Source organism: Bradyrhizobium sp. C-145 (assembly GCF_023375135.1).
Taxonomy (GTDB): domain Bacteria; phylum Pseudomonadota; class Alphaproteobacteria; order Rhizobiales; family Xanthobacteraceae; genus Bradyrhizobium; species Bradyrhizobium zhanjiangense.
In genome coordinates this window covers 7,950,479-7,964,236 of the sequence record NZ_CP088150.1, presented here as the reverse complement: position 1 = coordinate 7,964,236, position 13,758 = coordinate 7,950,479, and the positions used below count along the sequence as shown (strand labels likewise).

The window sequence follows — 13,758 nt, the reverse complement described above, 5'->3', positions numbered from 1 at the left end:
AGGTCGCTGGCACACTCGCAAGCTGTTGCAATCCGTCGGGTACGGTTTCTTTCCTCATTCGGCAATCGAGTTCATCAGCCGCGCAGCGACATCCAGCGCATGCGCGGGTCGCCACTTGCGGACATCACTCACACGCCCGCTCGACCAGTTCACCTTTCAGTTTTCGGGGTGAAGACGGTCGGATTGTCATCGCGAGACGCGCATCAGCTAGGTGAATACGAGTCAGACAACGCCTTTCATGCCAAAGGCTGCCAGCTGGCGGCTAGTGAGGCACGGCCAGTTAACGGAGCGGGTCGACTTTGGCAGCCATGTCGGGGGCCCGGCTCACGCGGTAGCGCGCATTACCACAGTTGAGCACCCAAACGGCATAATCAGGTCTTGAGCGCTTCGCGTCCTTCTTCGCACCAATCGCCTTGTCACAGACGAATCCCTGCAAGCGGATCTGGGCAGCTAACATACTTTGCACGTTCTCCTGGGCAGCCAGCCCAGTGGATCCGCTGAAAGCGAAAGACACTGCTAAGGCGCGGACGTACAGTACAGCCGACCAACCAGGTGCCATGTGCCCCTCCTCTCGATGGTTCCTGAGCGGCAATTGCCAGCCTCCCTCGTCCAGCCTGCGGCGGCAGACGATTTGTTTATGCCTGCCGCCGCCGCATGTCACTTCACCTGCTCGACTTCGCTCAGCCGCCAGCTCTTCGTGAAGAACGGCTCAAGCGGGCTGTAGAGGCGCAGGATCACGAACCAGCCTTTCTTCGGGTCGGTCTGTATCCAGTTGCCGCGCTTCACTCCTGCGGGCTGTGTCGGGCCGAAGTAGATCGTCGTGGAGCCGTCGGCATCCGCCTCTGCCGCTGGCGAGGGGTAGCTCTGGCTGCCGGCGCGAGGATAGCGCTGGGGCGTGTCGAGCATCGAGCGCGTCATGTTGTCGTACACCGTGAACGACCAGAAGTTCTCTTCCGGAATGCCCTTGGGCAGCGTCACCTTGTAGGTCTTGGCGCCGTCGAAGTAATTCCTGTCCGCATCGGTCATCGCCAGCAGATATTGTGAGCCGATGCCGGGCAGGCGCATCGCCATTGCTGGCGTGATGCCGGTGACCCCGTAGAAGAAGTTGGTGCGCGCGTCCATGGTGCGGTAGCCGGTGGTCGGGAAGGGTTTGACTCCCTCGCGCGTGATCTCCGGGATCGGCGTTTCGAACTCGTAACCGCTCACGAACAGGAAGTTGAACCACGACGAGTTCGGGTAATAGAACCAGCTCGGGTCGCGCGGGACCATGAACAGGGCGCGCGAGGTCGCGTTGGCAAGCGCGAGCGCCTCGGTCATGATCTTCTTCATGCGTGCATCGGGCGCGAACGGCTTGCCTTTGACGATGCCGATGGCGGCGACCGGTCCCATCAGTTCTGCATCGAGCGAGGTGGCCGGCTCCTTCTGCACGACCTCGTTGAGCATGTCGTAGAAGGTCCAGTCGTTCGGCGGAAGGGTATTCATCACCTTGCCGCTGCCTTCATGGAAAACGGTCGGCGGTGGTGCGGTGACCCGCCCCAGCTTGGCTTTGCCGGCCAGGAAGTCCGAAATCGGCGTGCCCACGCCGCCCGGCTCGTAAGGGTAGACCTTGGTGAACTTACGGATTGTCTCGGCGACCGGCTTGGGGTCCTTGTGATCCTCCAAAAACGAGCGGCCGAACCACAGGATGGTGTTGGTGCGGGAACGCCCGATGAAGTATCCGCCGTCCGGCAGTTGCCCCTTATAGTCCGGCGGCACGATCAGGTACTTGCCGCCCTCTCCGCGGTCGGGCCCGGGTAGGCCGAGGTCGACGATCCAGCGAAACCAGGCATCCTGCACGGTGCCGAGAAACTTGGGCGGTGTCTCCACCACCACGGGCCCCTTGCTGAGATCGAGGTAGCCCATGACGTAGATGGTGTCGGCGTTCGCCGTCAGGAACAGCGACTTGGCATCCATCAGGTCGGAGAAGACGATCACCTCGTTCTCCTTGACGCCGACGCTCCGCAGACCCTCGCGCAGCGCGTGGATGCTGACGCCGCGCATGTTGTCCATGAACGCGCGATAGGCATAGGTGAAGTCGAGATTGTCGAAGAGCCGGTCGGCGGTGGCCTTGCTCGGGACACCGTCCTTGAACTCGAGCGCGCCGATGCGCGACTCGACTTTGTCCGGCGTGACCAGTGATGATGGAATAGGAGCCGGGGTCTGGGCAGTTGCGAAGTGCGGCAGCAGCAATACGGCGCAGCCAGCGATAGCTGCGATGCATCTGACGGCATTCATCATCGTTGTCGCCTCCCTGTGGAATACAACGTCCCCCTAGGAATGCAGCGCCTTCACAATTATAGCTTGTGAAACGCGCTAGACAATCCGCCTGAGCAGTCTCCCAGCAGCCAAACACATTGCGATCTGCTCGAAGGTGATTGGCGGAGCGCAACGTAAAACCGTGCACGCAAGGCTGAAGCGTTCGACACGAGGGCGGCACTTGGACCGGACTGGCTCAACAGCTCAACTACTTCGTTATAATCCTTCGAGTCGGTGCGACGGTGCTGGTGGGTGCCATTGGCGACAGCGAAAACGTCAGCCACGTATTCCAGCCGGCCGGCCGATTTTCTGCAGCGAACTCGCCATAGCCCTTCAAGTTCAAATATCCCTGCCAGTCTCCAACCGGAAACAGATATCCGACCTGAGGGCCGACGCCCACGACGCGCGACCGGAAACCGCCCAGAATTGGATTCGGACCAAAATCGTCCGTGATCTGTTGATAGTAGTAGCCGACCAACCCGACAAAGAGCTGCTTCGAGAGAAACTGCGAAGCACCCCAATCAATGTGGAAATCGATGCCACTTTGGTATTGCGTGTCAGGGTTCTTGAAATTGTAGGTGAACCCGGCAACCGCCGAAAATTCGTGCCCCAACTTCTCATTGAAATAGGTGTAGCCGCCGCCGCCGTCGATCGCGCCGTGCCCAATGCCAAGGTTGGCGAGACGCATCGGATCGTAGGCGCCAACCGGGATGTCACCGGTTAAATAGGTCATGAAATTGTGGACGCCGGCGTTCCACTTCAGCGTCATCTGAGGATATAGATCCCCAAGGGAGGTGACTGAATCAGAAAGTGTGCCGGTGCGGGTTGTCGCAAACGGCCCAACCGCCGTCGTCAGTGTTCCGTCGAGCGTTGCGGCGGATCGACCAAACAATCCGGTGATGCCGATCGCCAATTGTCCGCCGAGTACGGGCGTGGCGAACGTGTAGGTTGGGTTGAGCAGGAGAAGATCGCCCTGCGCGTTCAAACGCAGACTCAAATCGACATTGACGTTAGCGGGGATTCGGCTGACGCGAATTTCTCTTGCTGCGGCGGCGTTACCGAATGCCGAGACGCTCGTATGATAGTAGACCTCGGCCATTGACCAGCCGGGGACCGCGGGCACTGCCGCGAGGCTACCGAAGCGCCCTGGAAGCCAGTACGAAACGCCGTCCTCGTCCGCATATGCCGCGTCGGACAAGAGAGCCGCCAACGCCACCGCCAGGCCGATCGTTGCGCCAATTGGCCGATAACGAGACATTGGTTGGGATATGTACCGCATCACCTGCTTGTCCTCCCGCCAACAAATGACAATGTATCGATCCGCATTCAAAGTCTCACGCCCCGGCAGCGACCTGCTCACACTGCCCGCTTCGAGGGGCGCCGAAGTCACGCCGTCTTGCCGCTCCTTCGGGCGGAAGCGCTCTGTAAACTCCGAACCTGGCGAACAAAGCTCAGGTCCCGACGGTCGCCGGCGGTCAGACCGTGGTCACCTTTTTCACGGGCGGAATCTTCCACGATCCATCGATGATCGAAGGGTTCTTCTCGTTTGGCCAGTACAGCCTCATCATAAGGACGAAATCGCCGGATGGCGCAGGAAGCCAATTCGACTCCTTCTCCTTGCCCGGCGAGTCTTTCTGAATGTAGATGTCCGTTGAGCCGTCGGGATTGGACTTCAGATTCTGGCGCGCACTGATCGAATAACGGTTGAGCGGATTGTTCACGAAGAAATAGTCGGCGTCGTACATGGTCACCGACCAGAAACCGAGCGCCGGTGGCATCTGCCCCTTGGGGAAGCGAATAACATACTTGTTCGCGCCATTGTATTTTCGGCCTTCCGCGTCCTTCTGCGATGTCGGATAGACAGCATCCTGGGGCCGGTTTGCACCGAGTCCGATGGCAGTGACCAGCGCCCGCATCAGATAGTCGGTGCCGTAGATGCCTGTCTTGGTCGTGAATCCCCAGCCGTTCTCCTCCTTCATGTCCTTGTTGATCTTGAACTGGAGCATGATCCGGTCGAACGCGATCTCGGGTACGCGTTTGACGAAATCTGCCTTCAGCTTGCTGGCATCGAAATCCTGCCCCGCTACGATGCCGATCCTCGCGAACTTAGCGAGTTGTGGCATATCCGCAGCCGCGGGCGGGTTGTCCTTCATCAGCTTGCAAAGCAGAGTGAAATAAGCCGCCGCGTCCATGCGGTTGACCTGGTCGCGCACTGCCGTCTTCATGTCCTGGGACGGGTCGACCGCGCCCGGCGGCGGCGTGTAGGGCTTGCCGTACAAACTCAACGGCACGAGCTTGACCTCGTCCTGCAGCTTGTGCACCTCGGCATAGTCTTCCGGCGTGCCGGTACAATAGATGCGCCCGAGCAGCCACACGATGCTGGTGGGCGACTTGTATTCCTTGATGCCCTTCGGCAGCGTGCCCTTCCAGCCGGGGCCGGTGATCGCGTAGGTCTGCGCGCCGGTGCCAGTGGTTCGCTTGCCCGGCACCTGGAATACTGTGGTCCAGCCGTCGAGCATCGGAAATAGCGCGTAACGGCCCTTCATGTCCGGGAGGCTCAGCACCCACGGCTCCTTGCCAACGTCAAAGAACGCGCTGGTATAAAGTGTATCCGCGTTCGGCGCCGTCACATCCCGGAAGGACGCGTTTGGATATTCGCGCAGCTTGATGATCTGACCCATCGGCGCCCGCGTCCCGACCGGCGCTGCGACGTTGGTGATGACCCTCCGCGTCATCTCCATCGTCACCAGCGGATAGCCGAAGATATAGGCGTCGGTTGCAAGCGCGAAGTCTTCAAGGCCCTCGCCGAGGCCGAGGAGTTCACCGAACTCGGCACGACTCGGTACGCTCATCGAGGTGCTGGCAAGCAGGCTCATACCGCCAATCATCGCTTTGCGACGGGTGATACTCATGGAACGAACTCCTTGACGTAAGATATCGAAACCTCGTGATCGTTCTTCAAATTGGCTCGATGCCCGAGCGTCCCGTCCTCAATTGTCTCAGTAGCAAGGCGGATAGGGGTAATAGCCGCAGGCTGGGCGGCTATAGCCGTACGCATAGGGCGCAGCGTATGCAGCCGCTCCGACCGCGCCGGCATACATCGCGCCGCGGAATGCAGAGCGACGCGCGACGCCGGCAAACGAGAGCGGCGTGAACGGCCGGCCGATGATGTCGATGAAGAGGGCCGCTCCGCCGTCCGCTCCGGCGAGATCGCCTTCGAGGTTCTGAACATTGAAGGTCAGCTTATCGCCCTCGAGCTTCGGGTTCTTCAGCACCACGACGGCATCCTTGACCGAACCATCCTTGCCGAGTACCGACACGGTGGCGTTGGGAGGATTCTTGGCGAAGCTGTCGTCACCCGATCCCCATTCCGCGATGACATCGGCAGTCGGCTGGTGGCCCGCTGCCCTGACCGGCCGATCCGCAAATATGATTGCGCTCGGCGTTATGCCGACCAGCGTCAGGGTGTCGCCTTGCAGCATGGCGCCGCGCGCATTCAACACGAACAGCGAAGGCACGATCTCCGGCTTGGCCGCGGTTGTGGGTGTGCCGATTGTTTTCATCGACGGCTGTGGCGGCGTGGTTTGCGCAACAGCGGCTTCGACGCCGAGTGCCATTGCTGCGGCCAGCAGGCCGGCGATCTGAACTCTTCTCGCGCGGGTCATGTTTGCCTCACGGGTTGGTTCTTGAAAACCTGCGTTCGCGAAAGGTAGGCAGTCTCCGTAATAGGCACAGCAGGGCGCACGCTGTCCGCTGCAAAAGACGCAGCAGGCGTCCGCGGGATCGAAATAGCGCTGGTCTTTTAAAAAGGGTCGTCCAAGCCGGCTTCGAGGAGGTTTGCTTCACTACCTCCGCGAGCATTCACGCTAACACAAGGCAACTGCGGCTGCCACCGCTCATCCTATGTTATCTCGCGTGCGGGAGGTTTGTCATAGTTCAACGCCGCGCAATGTGCCGACCATCGGCGATCCAACTGATTTGCCAGCAGATTTTCTTGGGGCGCGCTCGCGATCTTCGATCGCTCGATTGCGGTTGCGATATCTGCGTTGTTTGGTCGCAGGACCTTCGGTCACCGCAGGCGAGGTCCGTTCAATAGCGGACGTTGCGACAGGACTGCCGGACGATAGCAGGGCCGGCCCGTCTCCTTGGCGATTGCACGCTACGCTGCTCCACGTCTGTCCTAGTCAGCGGCGGACCAGGCAAGTTGTTGAGCGTGGCGAGCAGGTCTTCCGTCGGAATCCAACATGGAGCCGGGGCCTTTGCGACCTCCTCCCGTTCTGCCTCCCACTTGCTCCAAACCGAACTTGCGCGATCGAGCGCGCTGACTATGTCGCGGGCAAGTCTATGCACGCTGTGGGAATCACGCAAATGCCGCAACGAGGGGCTCTTCACATAGTCGAAAAGGAGCGAGGCCACGGCGTACTGGCGGTCGGCGTTCATGCGCTCACCTCCACTTCCCTTTCCAAATCTGCGCGGCCCTACGAAGGTCCGGAAATATACGACCTGAGTGTGACCGACGACGCGTCAATTTTGGGGAATTCCCGGTCCTTGCACGCCGATCGGCGTCGGTGAACAGGGTCTCTGAATTGCCTCGGGACCTTCCGAACTGCAGGTCGGGATGTATGACTTATTCGGCCGCTCGCAGTCGCAACCGAGAACGACATCGGCCATTCCGCTCAGAGCAGGATTAGCTCCTGGAATTCGCTCGGACGGCCGTGCGCTTCCTAGGCTTGAGCAAGCTCACCTTTTTTTCGAATGCCTCCCGGCCCCCGACGGCGCTCCCGTCGGCATCGACGCAGAAATAGAATTCCTTTCCGTAGCTATAGTAGGCCCAGCCATCGGCCGGCCCCTCGACGATCTCGTTCTCGGGCAGGCTGACCTTCATTTCGATTACACCCCGCGCGCGCAGCACTCGGAATGCTTCGTTCAACGTGAAGGCCATCCTTTTTAATCCTTGGTTGCCGGCATGGCCCGAATCGGGCCGATAGGCGCGCGCGATGTGAATGTTGCACGCTAAATCCTCGTCGAGAAGCGGGAGAAGGCGGTCAATTCCTGGACCCGCGGATCGGCGTCGCGGAGATAGATCTCGGCCCGCAGAAACGCGATCTCGTCGGCGAACGCGTCCTCGGTAACGTCGATGTACCACGACTTCGGTCGACCGTCGCTGCCGTCGTTCCAGCGATAGCCGCGGCGTTTCAACGAGTCCTTGAGTTCGAACGGCGACTGCTCCGCCCAGACCCGCAGGGTCTTCCGTCGTGCGGTCTCAAGCAGGAGCGCGAGCGCCGGCGATCCGGTCGTCGGCAATTCGAAAGCGAGAACCTCCAGCAAGGCGTGGCAGTCGTCGACCGCCCGGTGCGCCTGGTGGAAGTAGCCGGCTCCGTTCAGCAGGTAGCCGAGCTGCGAACCCGCGAAGCCGAAATTGCGCCAGTCGATCTCGCTCATGCTGCAGGCCCAGGCCTTGTGCTCGAACACGGGCCAGTATCGCTCTACGAATCTCCTATCGAAAGCGCTGTTATGCGCGATCGTGACGACTGCGTTTTCGACGAAGGACGTGACGGCGGCATCGTCGAATCTGTGACCCGCCACCATCTCGTCGGTGATGCCGGTGAGTGCCGTCACTTCCGCGGAAATGGGCGCGCTCGGCTCATTGAAGGCGGAGAACACGTCTCTGACGCCGATGATTCGGCCGTCCGGCGTGTAGTCGAACTTGACCATCCCGAGCTCGATGATCTCATCTTTGGCGTGATCGAGGCCGGTAGTCTCGGTGTCCAGAAGGATGCCCGTCCTGCAATCCTGCCCGATGGTCGGCTGGTACGTGGGCCGCGGCACCAGGCGCCGCAGCACCCGGTAGTCCGCCGACCGGCTCAAGGCTTCCGCCATCGCGGCCAGATTCGTCGTGTCCTGAAGCATGGATATGGTTTGGCACGATATCTCATCAGGAGGTACTCGAAAACCAAGCGATTCACGGGCTTTTCGGCTCGCATCAGCCCATTAGAGCCCTGCTGCGGACTGCCGCTTCGCCCCGGACCAACCGGTGCCCGCGCGCTTGTGCTCAGCTTAATCGTCGACCGGATATGACCGGGTCCTACCGTTGGGAGCGTTCTGCTCGAGCCAATTGTCGGCCGCCTGCTTGGAGGCGAAGAGCTTGGCCCAGGAGGCGTCGCCGTCAGCACTCCGCCAGCAGCCGGGGCCGTCGACTTCTTGACGTGAGCGTCGCACGCGCCAAGTCGGCAACAAGTTCGCTCCTTGGCGCGCTTATGGCCCAAATGGCTGCCGCACCGCCCCTGATCAAGATCGAGGCGGGAGTGCAAGACAGCTATCCGCACACCCACACAAAGCCGATCGGACTACGGCGCCAGCAAGCGCCTACGCCATATGGCCACCAGCGGCCATTCCAGTACCGCCTCCCGGTGCCGTACCACACTCCTCCATAGTAGGGCCGGCCAACGACGGCGGCTCCGCCTCGGGGACCGACGACAGCCGCGCGGCCTCGCGGGCCAACGACAGCGGCTCCGCCGCGCGGGCCTCGAACGGCCGCTCCTCGTGGGCCAACAACAGCACCTCCACCACGCGGACCGCGTACGGCTGCCCGAGCCAAGTGCACGTTGGATGACGAAGGAATCGCGTCAACCAGGTGCGGATCGGCGGGGACGGCACGCGCTCCATTTTGGAGTCCGAACCCGAGCACTGTGACGAGTACAACAGAAGACAGCAGTAGCGCCTTATGCATGTTTCACCTCCAGGATGCTCCACGGAGGTACTGTATCCCGTCTCAAGGGTCGCGAGGCAGTTTTTTGCTCGCAGCGCCGGGCCGATGCCCGTCTGACATGAACGACGGAGAGGACTGATTCAGGCCTCTGCCGATCCCGAGAGGAGCATCGTCGGCGGCGTTGCCCTTGGCGCCGGAGCGCGTCCGTAGCTTGATCCGCTGCTCTTGAGATCGTACCGCTTTGCCAGGTCGAGCAGTCGCCGCTTGGTGAACGGGTCCGCATTCTCCGCCAGCTCGCGCGCCCGCTGCGCGAAGCCTCTGTAGAACTCTTCCACGACGCCACCCCCGCAACATCACCGAGAGCCGGATTTCAATGCGGGACGCTCTTCGCGTCAAGTGGTCTGACGCATCCGACGAAGAGCAACATGAGCGGCGACACAGGACGAAGCGTCCGCCGGCAAACATGCCTTTGCTTTCTGGTCGCTTCGGCTGCGTCCCGCGATAACTGCTCGGTCATCGTCGAACCGCGTTGCTTTGCGCGCCTCGCGAATTGTCTTGAGCGAGCGCTCGATGCGGAACTAAGCTGGGGCGGCAGGGAAATCGGATGTCGGTATCGCACCAGGTGCGGAAGTTGTGCCCGGTCTGCGGGAGGGCGATGAAGCTCGTTCCGGACCGGACGGGGCGCGACGCCGACCGATACGTCTGTCCCGCCTGCGACGATGATCCGCTGCACGATCCCGCCGCCCGGAGGTGGGTGGACAGTCCGTTGCGGCCGCCGGCGAAGTAGGGCCAGAGCGCCACACTCCGAACGTCCAGGTCTGAGGCGCGTGCAACGCGTGGCGGCCCGTCCATTGCCGCGACAGGGCTGGCGAGATCGGCGCCAGCCCATCAAATCCTTTGGAGGTTCTGCTGGGAACGTGGGGAGGTGCGATGTCGACCGTCGCGAAGTTGCTGGCGCGGAAGGAACGGCTCCTTGCGCAGCTCGAGAGCGATCCTGGGGCCAACGAGCGCGAGGAGATCGAAAGATTGCTCGCGCAGATCGAGACCGCGCTCAGCCTGCTCGAGCCCGGAAACGCCGCACCGAGCGAGGAATAGGATGGAATGCAGATCGGCCCCGGCAGCTGCATCGCTGCCGAGGCCGATCGTGCTCTCAAACTGTCCAAATGCTTCCGCCGTCCAACCCGCAGGTCCGGGCTTCGTTCCATCGAACGTGCCCGCGGGTTGTTCTCGGAGCCGACGCCGTATCCTGCGGTCGCAAAATCTTGGGGCGGAGCCCGGAGTGCCTAGGAAGTCCGGGGCTCCGCAACCGTAACGGCACCGCAGCACGCTCTCTTGCCGCTCGGTACGAAGCCAACTCTGCGCCTCCGAACGGTTCGCTTTGAGCCATCTCAACTTCGCGTCGCCGACCACGAAAAGGATCGACGTTGTCCCTCAAGCCGACTTGTGCAGACGGCGATGCTGAGGGAAATACCATCGCATGACTTCCCGCAGCTTGTCGGAATCTTCCCGGGCCCAGTTGCGCATGATCTCGCAACCGAAGGAGATCGCCGTGATCGGCCTTGCCCCGGCCTGGATCATTCGGTCGAACGCGCGTTCGTGCGCGGCCGGCGAGATGCCGCCCACGGCGTCGGCGACCGGGTAGATCTCATAGCCTTCGGCCAGCATGTCCAGCGTCGGAAAGGCGAGGCAGACCTCGGTCCAGAGCGCCCCGATGACCACCTTGCGTCGCCCCGTGTCCTGGACCGCCTTGCGGAAGTCTTCGTCTTCCCACGCGTTGACGCCGGTGCGGTCGATTTCTTCCACTCCCGGCAGAGCCGCGCGGATCTCCGGAATCGTGCCTTCGTTCACGCCCATGTCGACCGCCACCGTCGAGAGCACCACTGGGATGCCGTAGGCCTGAGCGAGTTTGCACAGCGCAATCGCATTCAGGGTGATCTCCTCACGCGAGGATGAAGTCACGCTGGAATACTGCTCAGGTTGGTAGTCGATCAGGACAAGAACGCAGTTTTGCGGGGTCAGAAGGTGATCGGCCTTCGGATCGCGGACGGGTTCGGGTCGGGTCTTTGCCACGTTGTTTCTCTTCGAATGGAAGTGAAGCGGTGATCAGGTGATGATCAAGGTCTATACCACCAAGATCTCCTGATGCGAGCTTCACCGCGGTCGATTAGCCGGAGGTCGGCCATCACAAGGTGCTGAGATCGTCCGGCACCTCGCCGAACTTCCCGATCAGCTTGGCGTCGCTGAAGTCGCCGCTGGACGGATCGCCGGTTCGGCTGAACGCAATGGCACCCGCGTGGCCGGGCTTTCTGGATAGCGCCTCGGCCCGCATGACGGCGGCGTTGGCGCTCAGGCACTCCGTCGCCTCGCCGGGGGCTAGGCCGTAGTCGGAGAAAACGAACGGTAGAGCGACATAGTAGGTCGCCATCTGCTTCATCCTTGCGTTCTCGCACTCGTGGGAGCCGTCCACGGGCGTAGCCGGTCGACACCTTCGACCGGAGCGCTTCGAGCTGGGGAAAGTCGTTGGTCACGATCAGCGCCTTCACCGCCTCACGAGCGTCGCCTCCGCAGGCCTCGATTGCCTGGTCGGCCGCCAGCTTGAGGTCGGCCAGCTCGGAGGCGGCGGCTTCGGGTGTTGCGGGCATAAGGCATGTTCATTGTTTGTTCGAAGTGAGTCAAGTCGACAAAACGGCCCGAAGTCCAGCCGCCTCCTGCCGAATTGTGCGCGCCGGCAAGCGCTTGGTCTGGCGGACCGCTGAGCTGGATCAAGGTAAAAATACCTACAGAACAGATCGGGAAGGTTCTGAAATCGTCTCCGAGCGGGTTCGCGATGTCGGAACCAGGCAATCTCGTTCGTCTTGAATCCAGGCCGCCCCGAACCGGAGTTCTGCGTACATGGCGCCCCGAGCCAACTGGAAAGGGTTTCTGAGACTCTCGCTCGTCACGTGTCCAGTGGCGCTATACCCGGCGACGTCGGAGAGCGAGAAGATCAGCTTCAACCAGCTCAACCGACAGACGGGTCATCGCATCAAGTACCTGAAGGTCGACGCCGATACCGGCGACGAAGTGCCCAACGAGGACATCGTCAAGGGCTACGAACTCGACAAGGGCCAGTACATCGAGGTCACGAAAGAGCAGCTCGAGGAGATCGCGCTGGAATCCACGCGCACCATCGAGATCGACGAGTTCGTCGACAAGGCCGACATCGACCCGCGCTACCTGATCCGGCCCTACTACATCCGCCCCGACGGCAAAGTCGGCCACGACGCCTTCGCGGTCATCCGCGAGACCATCCGCGAGATGAACAAGGTCGCGATCGGCCGCGTCGTCCTGACCAACCGCGAGCACATCATCGCGCTCGAGCCGATGGACAAGGGCCTGGTGGGCACGCTGCTGCGCTATCCGTATGAGGTGCGTAGCGAGCAGGAATATTTCGACGAGATCCAGGACGTGAAGGTCACGAAGGACATGCTCGATCTCGCCAAACACATCGTGAACCAGAAGGCGGGGCGCTTCGATCCGGCGAAATTCGAGGATCACTACGAGAGCGCCCTGGTCGAGCTCATCAATCAGAAGCGGGCCGGCAAGGTCATCCGTCCGAAGGAGCGGCCGAAGGGCGAGAACGTCGTCGATCTGATGGACGCGCTACGCAAGAGCGTGGGCGGCGCTGCGACCGAGGTCGCCAAGTCGAAAAAGCCTGCCAAGAAGCCGAAGAAGGCGGCGGCCGGCCAAAAGGAGATGTTGATGCCGATCGCCGGGAAGAAGCCGGCGAAGGAGGCCGCCGCCAAGAAGCCGGCGGCCAGGCCGCAAAGGAAGTCGGCGTAGGCCGGATCCACAAACGAGCGAGCTGGGTATGCAGGAAGCGTCCCACCTGAGTTTTCCGGAGATCCGTTTTGACCATTGGCTTCTGTTCATTCAGGCGATCGTTTTCGGGCTGGTAGCAAATTACCTTTATGACCGATCCAAGCACGACCGAACAAAGCTATTCACCTACGCAGTTATCCTTCAGGCCACAGGGATCATGATTACCGGTTGGATCGCAGCTTGCCAAATGCCTTTGGACCCGAAAGACCTGCAGCAGCACCCGGCGTATCTGATCAGAGGAATGCTTTGGCTGCAGGCGGGAGGAATTTGGAGCTACGACGGGCGTGGTCGGAATTTGCGCGGCTCGCCGGGTGGAGCGAGGCGCCGGACCCGACCCTGGCCGAACTCTTCCGGAATTTGTCTATCTTGTCGTTGTTTATCGTGGGCCCGGTCGTTTACGGGCACTATCTTTGGACCGCCAGACGACAGAAAGCTGCCGCCCGAGAATAGTGGTCCAGGCTTCCTTCGGGCGTTCGGCATCCGTCGTTTATGCTTTGGCGCTACGATATCGCGGGCATGGACAGCGCTTATGATCCCGAGTGCGAAGCCGAAGCGGCGATGAAGCTGGCGTCGCGACCGACGAATTGGAGCGGCATCAGCATCGAGATCGCTCCTGCTTGGTCGAATCCTTTCGCCCTGTCGCTCGTTCCGGCGCTTAGCCCGGAGCAGGGATTCGCAATCGTCAGGGCTATGGCTTGTCCACCAGTTCCGCAGCGTGTGCAGAACGCTACATTCCCGGCCCGGGGTCTTCCTTCGCGCCACGCGCAACGATTCTCAGCGCCCCGTCCGGAAGCGGTCGCTGCAGCGCCTTGGCCTTTCCCATTGAGGCGCGCCTCTAGACGTCGTGCTCCTCCGTTGTGGTCAGGATCACGGGCATGGCCTTGAGGTGAACG

The 13,758-nt window shown here is 61.5% G+C and carries 11 protein-coding genes and 1 pseudogene; 2 read left to right on the top strand and 10 right to left on the bottom strand.

Translation table 11 applies throughout. The features are described from left to right. Positions 1 to 657: 657 nt before the first annotated feature. From LRP30_RS37395 to LRP30_RS37365, 7 genes are all read right to left on the bottom strand, one after another. Positions 658 to 2,277, bottom strand: a complete 1,620-nt coding sequence (locus tag LRP30_RS37395) for a DUF1254 domain-containing protein (RefSeq protein WP_249758048.1) — start codon at positions 2,275 to 2,277, stop codon at positions 658 to 660. Positions 2,278 to 2,503: 226 nt separating this feature from the next. Then, positions 2,504 to 3,577 carry a transporter gene (locus tag LRP30_RS37390; RefSeq protein ID WP_249761923.1) on the bottom strand — a complete coding sequence of 358 codons (1,074 nt, stop codon included), beginning with the start codon at positions 3,575 to 3,577 and terminating at the stop codon, positions 2,504 to 2,506. Between the two features lie 193 nt (positions 3,578 to 3,770). Beyond that, a complete protein-coding gene (locus tag LRP30_RS37385; RefSeq protein WP_249758047.1) occupies positions 3,771 to 5,207 on the bottom strand; it encodes a DUF1254 domain-containing protein in 1,437 nt (478 codons plus the stop codon). An 87-nt stretch (positions 5,208 to 5,294) separates the two neighbouring features. Then, the gene (locus tag LRP30_RS37380) at positions 5,295 to 5,960 is read right to left on the bottom strand and encodes a hypothetical protein (protein WP_249758046.1); all 666 of its coding nucleotides are present in this window, start codon (positions 5,958 to 5,960) and stop codon (positions 5,295 to 5,297) included. 1,022 nt (positions 5,961 to 6,982) lie between these two features. Further along, positions 6,983 to 7,237, bottom strand: a complete 255-nt coding sequence (locus LRP30_RS37375) for a hypothetical protein (RefSeq protein ID WP_249758045.1) — start codon at positions 7,235 to 7,237, stop codon at positions 6,983 to 6,985. A gap of 71 nt (positions 7,238 to 7,308) precedes the next feature. Next, positions 7,309 to 8,205, bottom strand: coding sequence for a 3'-5' exonuclease (locus LRP30_RS37370; RefSeq protein ID WP_249758044.1), 897 nt, complete (start codon positions 8,203 to 8,205; stop codon positions 7,309 to 7,311). A 939-nt stretch (positions 8,206 to 9,144) separates the two neighbouring features. Continuing rightward, a complete protein-coding gene (locus LRP30_RS37365) occupies positions 9,145 to 9,339 on the bottom strand; it encodes a hypothetical protein (protein ID WP_249758043.1) in 195 nt (64 codons plus the stop codon). A 595-nt stretch (positions 9,340 to 9,934) separates the two neighbouring features. On the opposite strand from LRP30_RS37365, the gene LRP30_RS37360 reads away from it, so the two are divergent. Further along, positions 9,935 to 10,099 carry a hypothetical protein gene (locus LRP30_RS37360; protein WP_249758042.1) on the top strand — a complete coding sequence of 55 codons (165 nt, stop codon included), beginning with the start codon at positions 9,935 to 9,937 and terminating at the stop codon, positions 10,097 to 10,099. A gap of 336 nt (positions 10,100 to 10,435) precedes the next feature. Here the strand turns inward: LRP30_RS37360 and LRP30_RS37355 are convergent, their stop codons facing one another. Together LRP30_RS37355 and LRP30_RS37350 are read right to left on the bottom strand one after the other, a co-directional pair. Continuing rightward, a complete protein-coding gene (locus tag LRP30_RS37355) occupies positions 10,436 to 11,074 on the bottom strand; it encodes a hydrolase (RefSeq protein ID WP_249758041.1) in 639 nt (212 codons plus the stop codon). Between the two features lie 112 nt (positions 11,075 to 11,186). Continuing rightward, complete coding sequence (locus LRP30_RS37350) at positions 11,187 to 11,429, bottom strand: hypothetical protein (protein ID WP_249758040.1); 243 nt, start codon at positions 11,427 to 11,429, stop codon at positions 11,187 to 11,189. A 467-nt stretch (positions 11,430 to 11,896) separates the two neighbouring features. Here LRP30_RS37350 and LRP30_RS37345 point away from each other — a divergent pair, with 467 nt between their 5' ends. Next, on the top strand, positions 11,897 to 12,826 hold the full coding sequence (locus LRP30_RS37345) for a Ku protein (protein ID WP_249758039.1): 930 nt from the start codon (positions 11,897 to 11,899) through the stop codon (positions 12,824 to 12,826). Between the two features lie 766 nt (positions 12,827 to 13,592). Here the strand turns inward: LRP30_RS37345 and LRP30_RS37340 are convergent. Beyond that, positions 13,593 to 13,757, bottom strand: a pseudogene (locus LRP30_RS37340) (SOS response-associated peptidase); the annotation flags it as partial. Position 13,758: the final 1 nt, after the last annotated feature.